Genomic DNA, 17,981 nt, shown 5'->3' on the forward strand with positions numbered 1-17,981 from the left:
GCTCCTTAAAAATAGTTTTAGCGATTATACTTAAGCAAATTTAAAGCCTCTTTAAAAATATTAAATTTTCTTCTTTGCCCGAAAAAACGTAAATTTATTTTCAAATTTGATGTAAAATGAAGCACTTTAACAAAAGGATCGAATTTGACGAAAAAAACTAAAATCCTAGCCACTATCGGCCCATCAAGCCAAAGCGAAGAGATCATCGAGCAGCTAGCGCTTGCCGGCGTAAACGCGTTTAGGCTAAATTTCAGCCACGGTTCGCACGAGTACCATAAAGAAACGATCGAAAAAATCAGGCGCGTCGAAGCCAAAATCGGGCGCCCGATCGGTATATTTCAAGATATCTGCGGCCCAAAAATAAGGGTCGGCAAGCTAAAAGAGCCCTTTGGGCTAAAAGCCGGCGACGCGCTTGAAGTGTATAAAGACGAAATTTTAGGCGAAAAAACTGGCGAAAACAGCTACAAACTAAGCATAAATCAGCCTCAAATTTTGCCTCTTTTAAAAGAGGGCGAATACATCTACCTCTACGACGGCTCCATCAGAGCCAAAGTAGAGCGCGCGGGCAGCGGCAAAAAAGACGAAGCGGTGCTAGCGCGCATCGAAAACGACGGGACGCTAAACTCCAATAAAGGCGTAAATTTCCCCAACACCAAAATCAACATCGACGTCATCACGCCAAAAGACCGCGAGGATATGAGATTTGGCGCGGCTAACGGCGTAAATTTCGTCGCTATTTCTTTCGTGCAAAACGCAAACGATATCGTAAAAGCACGCGAGATTTTAGAAAATTTCGGTTCGCGGGCTAAAATTTACGCAAAAATAGAAAAATTCGACGCCGTAGAAAACATAGACGAGATCATAGGGGCTAGCGACGGCGTGATGGTCGCGCGCGGAGACCTGGGTATCGAGGTGCCATACTATAAGGTGCCGACCATCCAAAAGCTCATCATCAAAAAGGCCAACGAAGCCTCAAAACCGGTCATCACCGCCACGCAAATGATGCTAAGCATGGCCGAACACGAAACGGCGACTAGAGCAGAAATCAGCGACGTAGCAAATGCCGTGCTAGACGGCACGGACGCCGTGATGCTAAGCGAAGAGAGCGCTATCGGCAAAAACCCGGTCGCCGTCGTGCAGGCGATGCGAAACACCATCGTCCAAACGCAGCAGATTTATCCGTTTAATAAATTCGATAAATTCGAGCGTTACGACGACATAGACGTAGTCGCGGCTAGCTCGGCTAGGCTGGCCGTACAGCTGGACGTAGAAAGCATCATCTCGATAACAAGCTCCGGCAAATCGGCTCTAAAGATGGCCAGATACCGCGCAAATAAAGACATCATCGCTATCACGCACGACGAGGAGACTGCCCATCAGCTCACGCTGGCATGGGGCGTGACGCCTGCTTTCGTGCTGGGTAGAGATGACCTTAATCTACTCGTGGCAAACACCATCAAAAAAGCCTCCGAGCTGGGATTTGTTAGTCGCGACAAGTCCTATATCATGACGGCTGGTTATCCTGCGGGTGTCGCGGGCAGCACGAACTTCATCCGCATCCTAAAACGCGAGCAAATCGACTACTACATCGAGCTGGCGCAAAAGCAAAAAGACGCAAAATAGCAAATCTATGCGGGTTAAATTTGAGCTAAATTTAGCCCGCAAAAGCTTAGGCAGCAGGTAAATTTGGGCTAAATTCGAGCGAGACATGCTCGGCCCGGGCTTCGGTTTTAATCCGCCCGAGATAACCCGGTTCAAATTAGATTTCAAATTTGATCTACCCAAGCCAAAAGGGCGAATAAATTTAAGCGAATTTGAGCGTATCTAGCTGGGTAGTGGTAGGTCTTTGATTTTAAATTTGCCTTGCAAAAATTTGACGCTCCCGTCGTTAGAGCCGAGCTTACTCGCATTTATTAGCCAAACAGCGTTTACGCTGAATTTGGCTTACATTTTGCTATAAATCGCTGCCGCGCGTTACGAAAGTAGATTTTATTTGTCAGCGCCTCAAAATATATTTGTGCGGTAGCGTTATCGCCGAGATAACCGCCAAATAGACATGTCCCTTAAATCAAAACACGACTCTACGCCGTCGCCAAGTCCGCCGAGGGTAAAAGTTTTATTGAGTCGATAGGCGCGGTGGAAATTTTACCTATCCAAAACCGATGCGGTTTATGCGTCTTGCTAATATTTTCAAACAAACGCGAAATAAAAAACTCCAAGTCCTTTGTTTTTCTACGCTAAATTCTTTCGTGCGGTAGTCGTAAATAACGTAGCTATCAAAATCTTTATAAGAACTATGAGAGGCGATATTTTTACGCTTCAAACCGAGTTAGCAAGTCAAATTTAAACGGCCTCGCGCGAAATTTTATGTTTTAGGGCTAAGTTTTCAAACATCTCGTTTTCTTTATTTTTACTAGAAATAAAATAAAAATTACGTAGAGATAATTTAGAAAAAACGCCGCTTATATCGTCAAATTTGACTTTTGAAAACGTTACGGCCAGATTTTTTAAATTTGCTAGATCGTATATATGGCTAAGGTTCTCTAAATTTTTACAATTTAAAATTTGTAGCGTATGCAGCCTATCCGGCTTTAGCCTAGGAAGTGAATTTAGCCCCTTGACGCCGTTGATATCGAGCCTCTCTAAATTTAAGCAGCTTGATAAAAACGAGAAGCCCGATAGCTTTTTGCAGTTATTTAACGCCAATCGACTAAGATTTGGAAATTTAAGCACTAACGCCCGCTCGCTAGTAAGCTCATTAAATATTTCTAGATTTTTTACGCTATTTTTGCCGTCTAAATCGGCTAAAGAAATCTTTCTCAATGATAAGCTCTCGATAGGGTTATCGTTTATGATGCCGTAATACCCGCTTGGCAAAATCAAATCATTTATATGCAAGCCGGGTAGCTTATTAAATTTTCTCAAAGGCGAAAAATCCATACTTTTTCTCAAGTAGCCGCTTAAATCAAAAGTTCTAAGCTCATTTACGTGGTTTAACGCGCCGATATCGCAAAGCGGCGTTGCTTGATGAGCTAAAATATTAAGATGACTTATGTTCGGCAAAAATTTAAGGATATCTAGGCCCTTTACAAAATCGCCGCCCGACAAATCGTCTTCTAAAACGATTATCAGCCTAAAATCATCTACGTCTTTGAGAATTTGAGCCAAATCGGGCAAAATTTCTTTTCGTATGCCGCTATATACAGATAAGCTTTTATTTTCTCCAATAGATAAAATCTCGTCGCAAGATAAGGTTTGAGTATCGGCGGTTAGTCTTACGTGTTTTACGGCAAGCATTTGTGTTTTTCCTTATTTTGTAGCGATCCAGCTAGACTATCGGTAAACCTCTCGTGATTTTAAACGCGTAATGCCTTGGTTAAAAATATTAGCATTAAATACTTGCAAAATACCCAAAAAGGTAAATTTGCAAGCAAAATTTATAAATTTACGCAGAATTTATCCAGGCCTCAACGCTTTTTGCATTGCATTTTCGATTTTAGTTTCGTCAAGCGAGCCATCAAAAAATAAATTTAGCGCCAAAGCAGCCTGAAAAAGTAGCATATATAAGCCGTCTTTATGCCTAAGTCCGCTAGCGGCAGCTAAATTTAAAAATGGGGTTTTTTTACCGTAAATCACGTCAAAAGCAAATTTAGCCTCATTAAAAATAGGACGCAAAAGCTCGGCGGGCGCGGGTAAATCCTCATCTTTTAGCCCCGCCGAAGTCGTATTTACGACGAGGTCAAATTTGCCGCCTTTAAATTCGGCGAAATTCGCCCAGCTAAAATTTTCGTATTCGGCGAAATTTGCTAGTCTCCCCTCGCTTCTATTTAGCACGCAAACTCGTGCGCCGCGGCTTTTTAGAGCATAGGCGACTGCTTTAGCCGTCCCGCCCGCGCCCAAAACGAGAGCTGAATTTATCTGCCCAAAACTCTCTATCGCCCGCAAAAATCCGGGCGCGTCGGTATTGTGGCCGTAAATTTTGCCGCTGCGAGAGACGAGAGTGTTTACGGAGCCGATTTTTATAGCCGTTTCGTCTGCGACGTCGCACTGCGCAAGCGCAGCCTCTTTATGCGGGACGGTAACGTTGGCGCCGCTTAGTTTTAGTTCTTTAAATTTAGATATGAGCTGCGAGCCGTCCGTTAGCTCGTAGCGAGTATAGAGGGCTTCGCGAGATAAACCAAGCTCGCCCAGAGCCGCGTTATGCAGTCTGGGCGAGATAGAGTGAGAGACGGGGTTGCCAAAAACGGCGAAAATTTTCATTTTATATTTACGATAAATGCGTTTGGAGCGGCATTTTGCTTGATCTTGGCTAACTCGCTTTTTAGCTGGGCTCCGCTATAAGGGCCGACGAGTACTTTAATGATCTCATCGCCGTTTACGTTAGTTCTATATAGCTTGTATGCGTAGCCTGCGGCTTTTAGCTTGCCAAGCTCGGGCGCTTTTTCGTTAAAGTGCTTTACCGCAAAAACCTGTATATAGCTACCGCTGTGAGCCTCGTCGCCGCCAGAGGCCGGAGTTTGCTTAGTCGGCTTTTGCTTCGCTACTTTTTCTTTATGCGCATCGGTTGCTTTTGGTTGTTTGGCTACTTTTTCGTTTTTTGCCTCTTTTTGCTTCTGCTCTTTTGTTTTTACGACGTTTGCGTGCTGTTTAGACTCTGCTTTTGGTTCGCTTGGTTGTGCGCTAGGAGCGTCATTTTGCTTTAGTGCGCCTTGTATGGTAGCAGGCTCCGTCGGAGGCGTAGCGGGATCGCCGGCTTGTGCCTCTTGCTGTTTTTTATCCTCTTTTTCCTTGAGCGACTTTACCATATCTTCAAAGCTATCCTGGCCTTTATTTTCAGGCACGATAGGCACTTGTTCAAAGTTATTTTGCTGCGGCTCCTGGACTAAAGGCTGGGTCGGCTCGGGCTGCGGTTGCGGCTGAGCTTGAGCTACTTGCTCCGGCGTAGGCACGTTTACTTGCTGCGGGATATTTCTAGTATTATCGGGTTCTGGCGGTAGAGTCATCCTAGAGTCGGGCTGGGCTATCTGGGCATTAGTTTCGGACGAATTTAAAAATTTCATCGCGATCAAAACCGCCAAAAATATAATAACGAAGACGGCGACTAGGACGAGTATCCTTTTGACACTTTTGCTTTTTTTGTCTTCGTTGTTATCAAGCATAATGTCTCTTAGCTCGTTATACTCCATTTTTTCTCCTTACATATGTTTTGACCAGCTTGCGCCGCGCTCTTTTTGATAGACCTTATACGGCAACGTCAAGATATTAAATTCTTTCGGTAGCTCCATCGTCGGAAACACTCTCCACTCTTTAACCAAGCGCGAACTAAGCAGCATAGATAGCTTATTTGCGATCTGATAGCCCTCGTTTAGCGTCGTGTGGCCCTTATGCACGTAGAGGTGCAAATGCCCCGGCGTCTTGCTCTCGTAGGCGGTAAAATTTATAAACCCCTCCTCGCGGAGCAAAAGCTGAGCTCGGTGCCAAAAGCGCTCAGGCATCCTACCGTTGTAGTCAAAGACGATATTTTCGACCTTGTCGCCAAGCAGTATCAGCGAGTGCGCAACCGTGATTTTGCCCTCGTCGTGATCTTTTATCACGTGATAGCTTAGAGGCTCGTTTATTAGCTCAAATTTATTAAAAAACGTCCGCCCTTTATACTCGATCTTGCTTACGATATTATCGCGTTTGATCCAGTAGTGGCTCGTGTTCATTTTGATTAGCGCGGTGTCTATGCTCTGCATTAATAAGTCGCCTTATCGTAGATGATAAATTTGCTCGCAAGCTCTTTTAGCTCGGCTTTTACCCTGCTTTGAAGCTCGGCATTATTGATATCGCTTAGCACGTTGGCGATTTTATTTGCGATGATCTCAAATTCCGCCTCTTTCATACCGCGAGCCGTAAGCGCCGGACTTCCAATGCGGATACCGCTCGTGATAAACGGACTTCTAGTTTCTCCAGGAACGGTATTTTTATTTACGGTTATGCCGGCATTTCCAAGAGCGATATCGGCGTCTTTACCGCTAAATTCACGGTTTAAAAAGCTCATTAAAACTAGATGGTTATCGGTGCCGCCGCTAACTAGATCAAAGCCGCGTTTTACTAAAATTTCGGCTAGTTTTTTGATATTTGCCTTGACTTGCTTGGCGTAAATTTTCCATTCAGGCGAAAGGTTATGCTTAAAGCCTACCGCCTTTGCCGCGATAACGTGAACTAGCGGTCCGCCCTGAATGCCGGGGAATATAGACGAATTTATCTTTTTAGCGTACTCTTCGTTGTTTGTCATAATGATACCGCCTCGAGGTCCGCGAAGGGTCTTGTGCGTAGTCGAGCTAACCACGTCGCAGTACGGAAATGGACTCTGATGCTCGCCGGCTACGACTAGACCCGCTATATGCGCCACGTCGGCAAAGAGTATAGCGCCTACTGCATCGGCGATCTCGCGGAATTTCTTAAATTCGATCTCGCGCGTATATGCGCTAGCGCCGCACACGATCATCTTTGGCTTTACGATTTGCGCGATTTCCATTACCTTATCGTAGTTTATGCGTCCGTCAAGCTCTACGCCGTAAAAAAAGCTCTGATAAATTTTACCCGAGCTGCTTACTTTTGCGCCGTGAGTTAGGTGTCCGCCGTGGCTTAGATCCATGCCTAAAATTTTATCACCGGGATTTAAAAGTGCACCGTAAACGCCTTGGTTTGCCTGCGAGCCTGAGTTTGGCTGTACGTTTGCAAATTCGCAGCCAAAAAGCTCTTTGCAGCGATCAATCGCTAGCTGCTCGATCTGATCGACGTATTCGCAGCCGCCGTAGTAGCGTTTGCCTGGATAGCCTTCTGCGTATTTATTAGTTAGAATGGAGCCCATTACTTCCATTACTTCGGGATAGGTAAAATTTTCGCTCGCGATCATCTCGAGGTGGTCGCACTGGCGTTTTAGTTCTAAATTTACTAAATCAAAAATTTCTTTATCGTAACTTTGCAAACTCATTAATTCTCCTTGGTTTCGTTTTTTTGCGGTCTCATCGCAGGGAAAAGCACCACGTCGCGGATGGATTTTTTATTAGTCAGTAGCATCACGAGCCTATCTATGCCGATACCCTGACCCGCAGTAGGCGGCATCGCGTAGCCAAGAGCCCTCACGTAGTCCTCATCCATCTCGTGAGCTTCGTCATCGCCGGCGTTTTTGGCTTCGATTTGCGAAGCGAAGCGGCCGTATTGATCAATTGGATCGTTTAACTCGTTAAAGCCGTTAGCCAGCTCGCGTCCTGCGATAAATAGCTCAAATCTCTCGGCTATATCAGGGTTTGCGTCGCTTCTGCGAGAAAGCGGGCTAATAGAAATCGGATAGTCGATGATAAAGGTCGGATCGATTAGCTTGCTCTCTACATAGTTGTCGAAAAGCTCGGCCTGCAAATGCCCCAAATCAAGTTTAGCGTTTGCCTCAAAGCCGTCAGCCTTGAGCTTAGCTAAAATTTTATCCTTATCGCCGATGATCGACTCGTCTAGTCCGCCGATTTCTACGAGCGCTTTTTTGTAGCTTATGCGTTTAAACGGCTTGCTAAAATCAATCTGCATACCGTCAAATTCGATTATTTTAGGCATATCGAGTTTATCAAGAAGCACGCTAAATAGCTCCTCGGTTAGCCCCATTAAATCATGATAAGTATGCCATGCCCAATAGAACTCAATGCTGGTAAATTCTGGATTGTGCGTTAAGTCCATGCCTTCGTTGCGAAAATTTCTGTTCATCTCATAAACAGCGTCAAAGCCGCCAACGATGAGGCGCTTTAGATAAAGCTCGGGTGCGATGCGTAAAAATCTCTCCACGCCAAGCGCGTTGTGAAACGTGACAAAAGGCTTAGCGTTAGCTCCGCCGGGGATCGGGTGCATCATCGGAGTCTCAACCTCTAAAAAGCCCTTATCCTCGAAAAATCTGCGAATCGTGCTAACGATAACCGAGCGGCGCTTAAAATCAGCCCTAACCTCTGGGTTCATTATCATATCAAGGTATCTCTGGCGGTATCTAGTCTCGATGTCCGTTAGCCCGTGAAATTTCTCCGGAAGCGGCGAAATGGCCTTAGACGCTAAAGTTAGTTCGCTAACGTGCATGGAAAATTCGCCCGTTCGCGTGACAAAGGCATATCCGCGTACATATATGATGTCGCCTACTTCGATATTTTTCTTTACGACCTTAAACCAATCCGGATCAAGCGTCTTGTTGCTAAAATAAATTTGAAGATTGCCGTCCTCATCTTCGATGTTGGCAAATATCGCCTTGCCCGCATCCCTGATGAGCTTAACGCGTCCGGCTAGGCTTACTGACTGCCCCTCGGCACTCTTTTCTTCGGTGTCTATAATATGTTTAAATTTGAGCCTAAATTTAGCTATATCCATATCGCGGCGCAAAAAGTGCGGATAGGGATTTACGCCCGCGTTTCGTAGCTCGTTTGCGGTCTCTAGCCTTTGGATTTCCAGTTGATTTTCAAATATCACTTGCCGCCCTTTGCCTCTTTGGCGGTACACTCCTTGCATACTCCGTAAAGCTGCATCATGTGCCCGGTTAGCTTAAAGCCGTGTTCTTTTGCTATGCTGGATTGTCTTTTTTCGATCGTTTGATCTTCAAACTCTATGATTGTTCCGCATCTGCGGCATATCATGTGGTCGTGGTGAGGTTTGGTGGCAAGCTCGAATTTTTTCCCTTGCGAGCCGAAGCTAATAGAGGTTACCATCTCGGCTTCCTCGAGTAAATTTAGCGTTCTATAAACGGTCGCGATACCGACGTTTAAGTCGGGATATGTCTCTTTAATGAAAAAATATAGTCTCTCCGGAGTAAAATGCTCGTCGTTATTATAAAGCGTTTTTAATAAAACTTCGCGTTGCTGCGTGTATTTTAACCCGTTATCTCTTAAAATTTTTTTGAATTTTTCAAGAAGGGCGTCGTATTCTAAATTTTCGATAGTCATCTTTGCTCCTTAAATCGTCGAATTTAGCTCTAAATTCGGTTTATGCTCTTGTTTGGCGGCGTCAAAAGGCGTCTCGATATTACCCACGCCGCCGGCTATCGCCTTTACGTCTACGTTCATTATCCATTTACCGGTCTCTAGCAGCACGGGGTATAGTTTGCTTCCGGCAAAATACGGCTCAATCTTATTGTTTAGCACCTGAATATTGGATACGGTTACTATTAGTACCGCAAAAACTAGGAAAATTTTAGCGCTACCCACGACAAAGCCGCCTAGTTTATCTAAAAACCCAAGTCCGCTTAGACCGACTAGTTTTGATAAAAATGCGCCTATGCCCAAGCAAACGACCCAAAAAACGATGAGCGTTGATAAAAACCCGGCAAAAAACACTACCGTATCCCCGTCTAGCTTATAGACTTTGTCGCTGATGATTTGTCCGGCTTTTGCCGCAAATCTACTAGCTACCACGATACCGCCGATAAGCCCCACAAGCCCGAATATCTCCTTAATAAGACCGCTTATCACGCCCTTTATGCCTAGTATCAGCACAAGCGAGACTACGACCACGTCAAATAGCGTAACAAACTCCATCACATCCCCAGTAGCGGTCCCAACTCTTGCTGGTTGGTTGAGTATCTCATTGCCATTTCTTTGCTTATTTGATTTGCTCTGAGTGCTTTCATTAGGGACTGAGTTTGAGTTATCATGCCGGTTACTTGCTGATTTAGCTGCATTTGAGAGTAAATTTGATGCACTTTATTTTCGCGTATGAGGTTTGCGATAGCGTTGTTATTTATCAAAATTTCATGGATCGCGATTCGTCCGCCGCTAGTCTTAGGAAGCAAGCTTTGCGATATAACCGCCGTTAGAGAAACCGAGAGCATATTTCGCACTTGAAGCTGCTCGCCGCCTTCAAAGCTATCTATGATACGGTTGATAGTCTGGATGGCAGAGTTCGTGTGCAAAGTTCCAAAAACCAAGTGTCCGGTCTCAGCCGCCGTAATAGCCGTAGATATCGTCTCTCTATCGCGCAGCTCGCCCACCAAGATGATATCGGGGTCTTCGCGAAGCGCGCTTTTTAGAGCCTTAGCGTATGAGTGGGTATCCGTACCGACGTTTCTTTGAGAAAAAAGCGCTTTTTTATTCGTATGCACGAACTCTACGGGATCTTCGATGGTTAGGATATGTTTTCTATGGCTTAAATTTATCTCGTTTAACATCGCGGCAAGAGTGGTGGATTTACCGCTACCGGTCGGTCCGGTAACCAGTATCATGCCCTTTTCGCGCTTTACGACCTCTTTAAAAACGCCCGGGGCTCTCAAATCATCAAGAGAAGGTATGTCGGTAGGGATTATACGAAACGCCGCAGCCAGGTCTCCGTTTGAGGTGTAGTAGTAGTTGCCTCTGAAGCGGCCTACGCCCGGAAGCTCTATCGCAAAGTCAAGCTCCTTATTCTCCTCAAGCTCGCTTTTTTGAGTATCGGTTATCAAAGCGTAGCATATATCTTGTATATCGTGTCCGCTCAAAACTCCCAGCTCAAGCGGTCTTAATGTTCCGTCTATGCGAATTTGCGGTTCGCTTTTTGAAACTAAGTGCAAGTCGCTCGCCTTATTATGTACGACAGTTTTTAGAAGCGTTTCTAGGCTTACGTCTATTTTTTTAGGCTCGAGCGCGTCGCCTACGCCCTCCTGTTTTATTTCTTCCATTTATATTTTCCTTATTCGATTATTTTCGGTACGACGAAAAAATGCTCGCTACTCATAGGAGCATTTTTTAGTATCATTTCTATCACGTCCGAGCTTACGCTTACGTCTTCTCTTAGCGGAGTTCCGCCGTCTATGGAGCTTACGACCGCCCCCACGTCGCTTAAATCCAGCTCGTCTAGTATGTCTACGAAATTTAAAATCTCGCTAAGTTGATTTTCAATCTCTTTTCGCTTCTCTTCGCCTATTTTAAGCGAGCTGAGCTTTTCAAGCTTAGCCAGCAGAGTGTCGTCTATTTGCATAAAACCTCGTTTAAATTTTTAAATTTTCTCGCATTATAGCACATTTTGTCTTGATTTTTATGGTGTTTTATAATTATTATGCTACAATTACGAACTTTCAATATCTAAAATTTTAAGGAAAAAGCTTGGCTATCAAAGACGATATCAACTCCATAAAAGAAGAGCTAAATACTCAAGAACAATTTTTAGAAAATATGATAAAAAGCGAAAGATTTTTTAAAAAATATAGCAAATTTATCATAACCGCGGTCATTTTAGGCGCGATCGGCGCGATCGGATACTACGTAAACGATGCCTTAAAAGAAAAAGATTTCAAAGCCGCAAACGCCGCCTATGCTAAGCTAATACTTAACCCAAAAGACGAGCAAGCAAAAGCCGAGCTAAAGCAAAAAGACGCCTCTCTTTACGCGCTTTACGAATTTAAAGTCGCCGTCGATAACAACGACACGAACGCGTTAAAATCGCTAGCAAACGAGCAGATCGATCCGCTTTTAAAAGATATCGTAAAATCCCAATTAAACGAGCCTAGCGGTCAAATTTTAAGCTCGTATAGAGCCGCGATTAACGGCTACGAGCTATTAAAAGAAGATAAAATCGACGAAGCCAAAAACGAATTTAAGAAAATCCCATTAAATTCACAGCTCCAAGATCTCGTCAAAAATTTAGAACACTACCAAGGAAAAGCAAAATGAAAAAATTTCAGACTATTTTAGCCGCCGTTTTGTGCGCGGCCGTACTCGGCGGATGCAGCACGAAAAGGCAATATTTCGAACCGACCGACGTGCAAAACGAAAAAATCTCGGAAAACAGGCTGCCTTCTAGCATCGCGACAGCAAGCCTAAACGGAGCGGTGCTAAAAAACGGCATGGTTATAACCAAAAGCGGCCTACTTGCGCCGGAGATAAAGCTGCCAAAGGGCTCGACCTTGTTAAACTACGGCGACGGTAAATTTATCAGCTCGGATTTAAACGGAAATTTGATCGTCGAAAATAGCTCCAACGAAATTTTATTTCAAAGAAGCTTTGATCAAGCCGTCGTATCGGCCGCTCTTGAGGGCGACAAGCTCGCTGCTTTAACCGCGAGTAACGTCATATATCTCATCGATATCTCGACAAACGAGGTTTTGCTCGAGTTTGAGAGCTCAAACGTCTATGCGCAAGACTCCCGCGTCGCGGCGCCGTTATTTATGAGCTCGCTCGTCATTTTCCCTACGCTTGACGGCAAGATCATGATCGTAGATAAAAGCCAAGGCCGAATTTTACGCGACGTAATCGTTAGTAGCGAGCAGTTTTTTAACAACGTAATATCTCTAAACGTCGTAAACGACACGATGATAGCCGCCACCGGCAAGCGTATCGTCTCGATAAATCCGGAAAAAACGGTTTATTTTAACGGCGAGATCAAAGACGTAGTCATAAACGGCGAACACGTATATATCCTACTAAAGGACGGCAAAATCGTGCTTAGCGACCTAAATTTGAAAAAAATTAAAGACGCGTATTTTAAATTCGCCATCTTTTCAAGCGCCACCGTTTATAACGGCTCGCTTTATATAATGGAAAAAACGGGTTATCTAATCAAGACCGATTTAGCGCTTGACAACGCTAAAATTTACGAGCTTTCAGACGAGGTCGAGAGCCAAATTTTCGCCGGCTCAAAAGAATTTTATTACGACGATTACAGCCTAGAGCTTAAATGACGAAGCAAGAAATTTATCAAGTTCTGGAAGCTAAAAAGATTGTTTTAAAAAATTTAAGCTGGACGCAGCTTGATAAATTTACCAAAAAAAAGACCCTTGCCGCGCTTACGGGCGTCGATATGAAGGGCTTTTATACGCTTTTATTTTTTCGCAGCGCAAAGGCTAGATTTTTGAGCAAAGAATTTGAAGCGATTGATGAAATAGCTAGCAAAATCGTCGAGCAAACGGGCATAAATTTTAAGAAAAAGGCTATTTTTTATAGATCGGATATCTGCTCAAAAACCGCAAATTTGATGAAAGAAAACGGCTACAAATATGACTCTATGTGACGTAGGCAACACTAACGCCACCTTTTTTGAAGACGGCAAAATCACCAAAATCAAGCTCGAAAATTTTAAAGATTTTAAAAGCGACGAGAGGATTTATTTCATCAGCGTAAACGACGAGATGACCCAAAGACTTCGCAGTTTACCTAAATTTGTAAATTTAGAGCCGTATTTCGAGCTAGATACTATCTATAGCGGCCTAGGTATCGACCGAGTCGCTAGCTGCCACGCCGTAAAAAACGGCCTCATCATCGATGCCGGCAGCGCCATAACTATGGACGTAATGATGAACTCGATGCATCTTGGCGGCGCGATAATGCCAGGTATCTCGCACCTTTTAAAAGCTTGCGAAGCGATCTCGCCCAGGCTTAAAATCTCGCTAAATTCGCAAATCGACCTCGACGCGCTCCCGCAAAAAACGGCCGACGCGGTAAGCTACGGCATCATAAAACCAATTTTACTTCTCATCGAAAATATGGCAAACGGCTCGAAAATCTACTTCACGGGCGGCGACGGTGAGTTTTTATCGCGCTTTTTTACCGACAGCATCTACGACCGTATGCTCGTTTTTCGCGGGATGCAAAAATTAATCGAACAAAAAAAGGACATTTTATGCTAACGGTTGCTTTACCCAAAGGCCGCATCGCCGACGAAACGCTTGAGATTTTTAGGAAAATTTTTAATAGCTCGTTTGAATTTGAGGATAGAAAACTGCTGATGAGCGAGGGCGATTTTAAATTTCTAATGGTTCGCAACCAAGACATCCCGACCTACGTCGTAAACGGTGCTGCGGATATCGGCGTGGTAGGTCTTGATGTACTTGAGGAGCATCGTCCGGACGTCTTGCGCCTGCTTGATCTAAAGATCGGCAAATGCCGCGTCTGCGTGGGCGTCAAAGAGGGCGAGGATCTAAATTTAAACGCGCCCGAGCTAAAAATCGCCACCAAAATGCCGCACATCTCGCGCAACTATTTCGCCGCAAAGGCTACCGCGCTAAAGATCATCAAGCTATACGGCTCGATCGAGCTAGCGCCGCTAGTTGGCCTTGCCGATGCTATCGTAGACGTAGTGGAAACGGGCACCACTATGAAACAAAACGGACTAAAAGTCGCCCAGACCATCATGCAAAGCTCGGCGTACCTCATCGCAAACAAAAATAGCTTTATCATCAAAAAAGACGAAATTTTATCGCTTTACGAAAAGATCAAAGCGCAAATTTAGGCTAAAAATATCTACTGCACGATCAAATTTAGATAAGCCTCCGTTAGGTTATAAACGAAAAACGCCCAAGCCCCAATCCGTCACAGATTCGTAGCGTAAAATTTAAGTTAGAGCGAGTAAGCCAAAAGATACGCGGCATTGGTTCGCACGCATAATCAAAGCTTTTCAAAGATAAATTTAGCCTCGATTTATCCGCGCCAAATAGCAAATTTATCAAACCCGCGACCTTTAAAAAAGCAAGCTCGCTATTTTGCGAAGTTAGCAGAGCCGCTTTTATAAACGCCGCGTGCCAAACCGCTTTAAAATACGTACCGATAATAGACAAAGGCATTGCGCTAAAATATCATCTAAGAGAAACGACTAAGGCGATAAAAGCGGGCGGTACCTTAAAGACTACGCAAACGGTGGAGAAAAACGGAACAAACGATTTACGAACTTCGTCAAATAAGGCCCCAAGCAAATACGAACGACGACGAAGCAATAAGGCCTAGCGATAAAGAAAGGCGGATTATCCTATAAATTTTTACCGAAAGTATAAATTATGTCTTAAAAATAAGCAAAAATCGGCGAGAATTTAAATGAATAAAAACTTAAAGTAAGTGTGATAAAAACTCGTATAAATTTACACGGCACCCTTGAGAATAAAAGCGGCTTTTCAAGCTCCCGTTTTAAAATCTCTTAATCAGAGCGGTTTTGCTAAGCGCTCTTAAGCCGCCGTCTTTACGGATTTTAGCTGATACGGGCGGCGTAGGCGCGAGCAAATTGAGTCACATAGGACGGCGTTTTATCCGCCTCACTACTCCAGCAGGCTATCTCGCGGTTCGCCTAGATAAAAGCCCTGAAATTCGTCCACGCCCAGACGCACGCAGGTATCAAACACCTCTTTTGAGTGGACGAACTCGGCTATGACAGTGATGTCTAGCTGATTAGCAAAGGCTATGATCGCGCTAGCTATCGCCCGAGAATCCTCGCTAGAGTCTATATTTTTGATGATCGAGCCGTCTATTTTGATGTAATCTGGCTTTAGCTTTAGGATATAGGAGAAGTTGCTATAGCCCGAGCCGAAATCATCTATGGCGATCTTTGCGCCCATCCTTCGCACGCGTTCGATAAATGCGCCGATACGCTCGATATTTTCTATATTTTCATCCTCTAGTATCTCAAATATCACCCTTGAGGCGATCTTGTATCTGTTGAGCCTCTCGATGATAAACGCGCTCACGTCGCCGTCGGTCATATCTCGTCCGGATAAATTTACCGAGATGATGGCGCTAGGCTTGTCTTTGATTAGCTTAAAGCTCTTTTCGATTAGCATTTTTTCGATATCGGTGTAGCGCTTGATGCGCTTTGAAACTTCTAAAAAAACGCTCGGCGAGATGATTTCAGAGCTATTTTGGATACGGATTAGCGTTTCGTATTTTAACACTTTGCCGTCTTTGTCAAATATCGGTTGATAAAACGGCACGATTTTATCGTTTATTATGGCGTTTCGTATCATATTTGATCGCTTGATTTGTTCGGCGTATTGAGGAGTATCGTCGATATTTTTAAAGTAGCAAAAGAAATCCTTGCCGCTTTGCTTTGCAAACTCAAGCGCCGTCATCGCCTTTTTAAACGTATCGGTCTCATCTAGCGCAAAGCCTACCGTGCAGTAAATCTCTATCTCGATTTGCTCGCCGCCGTCTTTAGACACGTCTATGACCAGCCCTTTTATACTCTCTAAAAGCTCGCTTGCTAAATCCTCGTATCTATCTATAAAATAATCGGCGTTTTCGACTAGAGCAAACTGGTCAGGCCCCACGCGGTAAGCCGCCATGTCGTTATCCTTTGCGAATTTTCTAGCTATTTGCGCCATTTTAAGTAAAATTTGATCGCAAGCCTCGGCGCCGAAGTAGTTATTCATCTTTCTAAACTCGTCTATATCCACGACTACGATCTTAGGACTCTTCATAGTCGCTACGTCGCGCTCTAAAGCCGTTTTGTTAGGTAGCCCCGTGAGCGCGTCGCTATATAGGCGCTTTTGCATCTCGGAGTTATTGGCTAGTAGCCTAGCGTTGGTTTTCATTAGCGAAATTTGACTGTTTTTGATATTTCTAAAAAAAAGCCAATACTGAAACACGCAAATAAGCATCATAATAAGGGTAACTAAAACGGTATTTTTCATATTTACGGCAAGCCAAGTAAAAAAACGCGGGTCGTCAAAGCCTGAAATTTTTACTGCGTGAACCATATCGTAGCCCAGTATCACGCCATCAGTTTTTTTAAAATAGCAAACCTCGGCCTTATTATCCGCAATCAGACGAATGCGCTTATAAACGCCTTTTTGTTCCAAATCCGTATGCGCCCTAGAGTCCATATCGCAAAATTTATAGGGCAAAATTTCGCCTATTAAATTAGGATGCTGCGAGCTGGCAAGCACCGTAAGTTCGTTTTTGTCTCCGGTTTGCTTAAATATCCAAGCAGGTACAGAATTAGCCGCTTCGGCGTACCTTTGAAACTCGTTTATGTCGCGCTTGGCTACTTGTTTATAAATCATTTCTACTACGTTCATATATGCTTCGGCTTTAGCGTCCATACCGATGTTTGAAGGGTAATTAACGGAGTCTTGAAATTTATTATAAAATATAAAACAAACGGCTATACACGAACATATCACAAGCACGACGATAGGTAAAACGAGGTAGCGAGTTGCCTTGCTCTTAGATTCTAAATTTTGCATCGACCTTCTTTTGTAATTTTATCGCCATTTTATCATTATTTATTTAAGTTAATCATTAAAGCCAAAATTTATAAAAATAATTTGCGCGGCAAAAAAGCAAAGAAGAAAACGGACGCAGTAAAACAACTATGCGGACGGCTGATTTTTCGTCGCTCTTTTTTTTGCAAGATTTAGGCGACTAGGCGCCGTCGCTAAATTTTAAAGCTCCGAAACTACAAAATGCATAAATATGCTTAAATTTGACATTTTCAGGGTACGGGTCTCGGCGAGTAAAATTTGAAATTAAAATTTGTAAATTTGACTTCAAATTTGAGCGTAAAACGATAAGGCAAAGTATCGCGAGATGATTTTTCGAGTTTTGAAGCAAAATTGAGCGTGCGCTAGGCATATAGCCTGCGGAGCGAAAATTTTGCGAAATCTCGGAAAAGCGCTCGCGAGACAAGCCGCCAATCTCCGAACTCACAATCGCACTATCTGCGCTCCAAATCCCCCCTGCCCCGCCGGCGCGTCGAAAAACTCCTTCACGCTCGGATGTTCGCGCAAGAAGTTTTTGACTGCGTAGGCGAGCTTGCCCGTACCGATGCCGTGATACACCTGCACCTCGTCAAAGCCCATCACTAGGCTATCTGAGATAAATTTATCCAGTTTTTGCACCGCCTCGTCCGCGCGCAGTCCGTGTAGATCGAGCGTGACGCTAGCGTTTTGCGGCTTTTGCACGCTTAGATTTATGCCTGATTTTTTCGGCGGCGCGGGCGTTTCGCCGCTGATTTTTAGCTGATTTATCGGTACGCGCATACTCACGTTATCGGTTTGTATCACGGCGTCGTTTTTACCGAGGCTTGCAACGACGCCCTTTATCTTGCCGTATTTTACGCGGTCGCCGACTTTTAGCTTAGGCGGGGCGGAGATTTCGGGCTTTTGCACGGCGCGTTTGGCCTCGTTCGCGCGGTTTAGGGCGCGCTGTTTTTCTTTGGTGTCGTCTAGATTTATCGCCCGTCTAGCCTCGTTTATCGCCTTAAAATACTCCCGCTCTAGCCGCGTTATAACCTCGTGC

At 44.3% G+C, this 17,981-nt stretch carries 19 protein-coding genes; 6 read left to right on the forward strand and 13 right to left on the reverse strand.

The genetic code is table 11. From position 1 onward, the window contains the following. Positions 1 to 144: 144 nt before the first annotated feature. On the forward strand, positions 145 to 1,623 hold the full coding sequence (gene pyk / locus RYL88_RS02580) for a pyruvate kinase (protein WP_314988835.1): 1,479 nt from the start codon (positions 145 to 147) through the stop codon (positions 1,621 to 1,623). Positions 1,624 to 1,766: 143 nt separating this feature from the next. Here the strand turns inward: pyk and RYL88_RS02585 are convergent, their stop codons facing one another. From RYL88_RS02585 to gatC, 11 genes are all read right to left on the reverse strand, one after another. Beyond that, positions 1,767 to 1,910 (reverse strand): hypothetical protein, encoded by a 144-nt coding sequence (locus RYL88_RS02585; protein ID WP_314988836.1) that lies wholly within the window; start codon positions 1,908 to 1,910, stop codon positions 1,767 to 1,769. A 433-nt stretch (positions 1,911 to 2,343) separates the two neighbouring features. After that, positions 2,344 to 3,297 (reverse strand): hypothetical protein, encoded by a 954-nt coding sequence (locus tag RYL88_RS02590; protein WP_314988837.1) that lies wholly within the window; start codon positions 3,295 to 3,297, stop codon positions 2,344 to 2,346. 159 nt (positions 3,298 to 3,456) lie between these two features. After that, a complete protein-coding gene (locus RYL88_RS02595; RefSeq protein ID WP_314988838.1) occupies positions 3,457 to 4,260 on the reverse strand; it encodes a shikimate dehydrogenase in 804 nt (267 codons plus the stop codon). Then, entirely contained in the window at positions 4,257 to 5,186 is a 930-nt protein-coding gene (locus tag RYL88_RS02600) for an ABC transporter ATP-binding protein (RefSeq protein WP_314988839.1), read from the reverse strand. The genes RYL88_RS02595 and RYL88_RS02600 overlap by 4 nt, the downstream gene beginning before the upstream one ends. 9 nt (positions 5,187 to 5,195) lie before the next feature. Further along, positions 5,196 to 5,738: a DUF1882 domain-containing protein gene (locus RYL88_RS02605; RefSeq protein WP_314988840.1), complete on the reverse strand. Its 543-nt coding sequence runs from the start codon at positions 5,736 to 5,738 to the stop codon at positions 5,196 to 5,198. Continuing rightward, positions 5,738 to 6,982 (reverse strand): serine hydroxymethyltransferase, encoded by a 1,245-nt coding sequence (locus tag RYL88_RS02610; RefSeq protein ID WP_314988841.1) that lies wholly within the window; start codon positions 6,980 to 6,982, stop codon positions 5,738 to 5,740. Before RYL88_RS02610 ends, RYL88_RS02605 begins: the two co-directional genes overlap by 1 nt. Beyond that, positions 6,982 to 8,484 (reverse strand): lysine--tRNA ligase, encoded by a 1,503-nt coding sequence (gene lysS / locus RYL88_RS02615; RefSeq protein WP_314988850.1) that lies wholly within the window; start codon positions 8,482 to 8,484, stop codon positions 6,982 to 6,984. The genes RYL88_RS02610 and lysS overlap by 1 nt, the downstream gene beginning before the upstream one ends. Further along, on the reverse strand, positions 8,484 to 8,957 hold the full coding sequence (locus RYL88_RS02620) for a Fur family transcriptional regulator (RefSeq protein ID WP_314389979.1): 474 nt from the start codon (positions 8,955 to 8,957) through the stop codon (positions 8,484 to 8,486). The genes lysS and RYL88_RS02620 overlap by 1 nt, the downstream gene beginning before the upstream one ends. Before the next feature lie 9 nt (positions 8,958 to 8,966). Continuing rightward, the gene (locus tag RYL88_RS02625) at positions 8,967 to 9,548 is read right to left on the reverse strand and encodes a CvpA family protein (protein ID WP_314389977.1); all 582 of its coding nucleotides are present in this window, start codon (positions 9,546 to 9,548) and stop codon (positions 8,967 to 8,969) included. After that, positions 9,548 to 10,663 (reverse strand): type IV pilus twitching motility protein PilT, encoded by a 1,116-nt coding sequence (locus RYL88_RS02630; RefSeq protein WP_314389975.1) that lies wholly within the window; start codon positions 10,661 to 10,663, stop codon positions 9,548 to 9,550. Before RYL88_RS02630 ends, RYL88_RS02625 begins: the two co-directional genes overlap by 1 nt. A gap of 11 nt (positions 10,664 to 10,674) precedes the next feature. Beyond that, positions 10,675 to 10,962, reverse strand: coding sequence for an Asp-tRNA(Asn)/Glu-tRNA(Gln) amidotransferase subunit GatC (gatC, locus tag RYL88_RS02635; protein WP_314988842.1), 288 nt, complete (start codon positions 10,960 to 10,962; stop codon positions 10,675 to 10,677). A gap of 125 nt (positions 10,963 to 11,087) precedes the next feature. Between gatC and RYL88_RS02640 the strand changes: the two genes are divergently transcribed. The 5 genes from RYL88_RS02640 to hisG are packed head-to-tail and all read left to right on the forward strand — an operon-like array spanning position 11,088 to position 14,208. Next, positions 11,088 to 11,654: a hypothetical protein gene (locus tag RYL88_RS02640; protein WP_314988843.1), complete on the forward strand. Its 567-nt coding sequence runs from the start codon at positions 11,088 to 11,090 to the stop codon at positions 11,652 to 11,654. Further along, on the forward strand, positions 11,651 to 12,661 hold the full coding sequence (locus RYL88_RS02645) for an L-seryl-tRNA selenium transferase (protein ID WP_314988844.1): 1,011 nt from the start codon (positions 11,651 to 11,653) through the stop codon (positions 12,659 to 12,661). Before RYL88_RS02640 ends, RYL88_RS02645 begins: the two co-directional genes overlap by 4 nt. Then, positions 12,658 to 12,990 (forward strand): hypothetical protein, encoded by a 333-nt coding sequence (locus tag RYL88_RS02650; RefSeq protein WP_314988845.1) that lies wholly within the window; start codon positions 12,658 to 12,660, stop codon positions 12,988 to 12,990. Before RYL88_RS02645 ends, RYL88_RS02650 begins: the two co-directional genes overlap by 4 nt. Next, the gene (locus tag RYL88_RS02655; protein WP_314988846.1) at positions 12,977 to 13,606 is read left to right on the forward strand and encodes a type III pantothenate kinase; all 630 of its coding nucleotides are present in this window, start codon (positions 12,977 to 12,979) and stop codon (positions 13,604 to 13,606) included. The genes RYL88_RS02650 and RYL88_RS02655 overlap by 14 nt, the downstream gene beginning before the upstream one ends. After that, positions 13,600 to 14,208 carry an ATP phosphoribosyltransferase gene (gene hisG, locus RYL88_RS02660; protein ID WP_314988847.1) on the forward strand — a complete coding sequence of 203 codons (609 nt, stop codon included), beginning with the start codon at positions 13,600 to 13,602 and terminating at the stop codon, positions 14,206 to 14,208. The genes RYL88_RS02655 and hisG overlap by 7 nt, the downstream gene beginning before the upstream one ends. Before the next feature lie 796 nt (positions 14,209 to 15,004). Here the strand turns inward: hisG and RYL88_RS02665 are convergent. After that, a complete protein-coding gene (locus RYL88_RS02665; protein ID WP_314988848.1) occupies positions 15,005 to 16,927 on the reverse strand; it encodes a bifunctional diguanylate cyclase/phosphodiesterase in 1,923 nt (640 codons plus the stop codon). A gap of 459 nt (positions 16,928 to 17,386) precedes the next feature. Then, positions 17,387 to 17,981: Smr/MutS family protein (locus RYL88_RS02670; protein WP_314988849.1), on the reverse strand; the 595-nt coding region annotated here is incomplete at its 5' end.

Source organism: uncultured Campylobacter sp. (assembly GCF_963517995.1).
Lineage (GTDB): Bacteria > Campylobacterota > Campylobacteria > Campylobacterales > Campylobacteraceae > Campylobacter_A.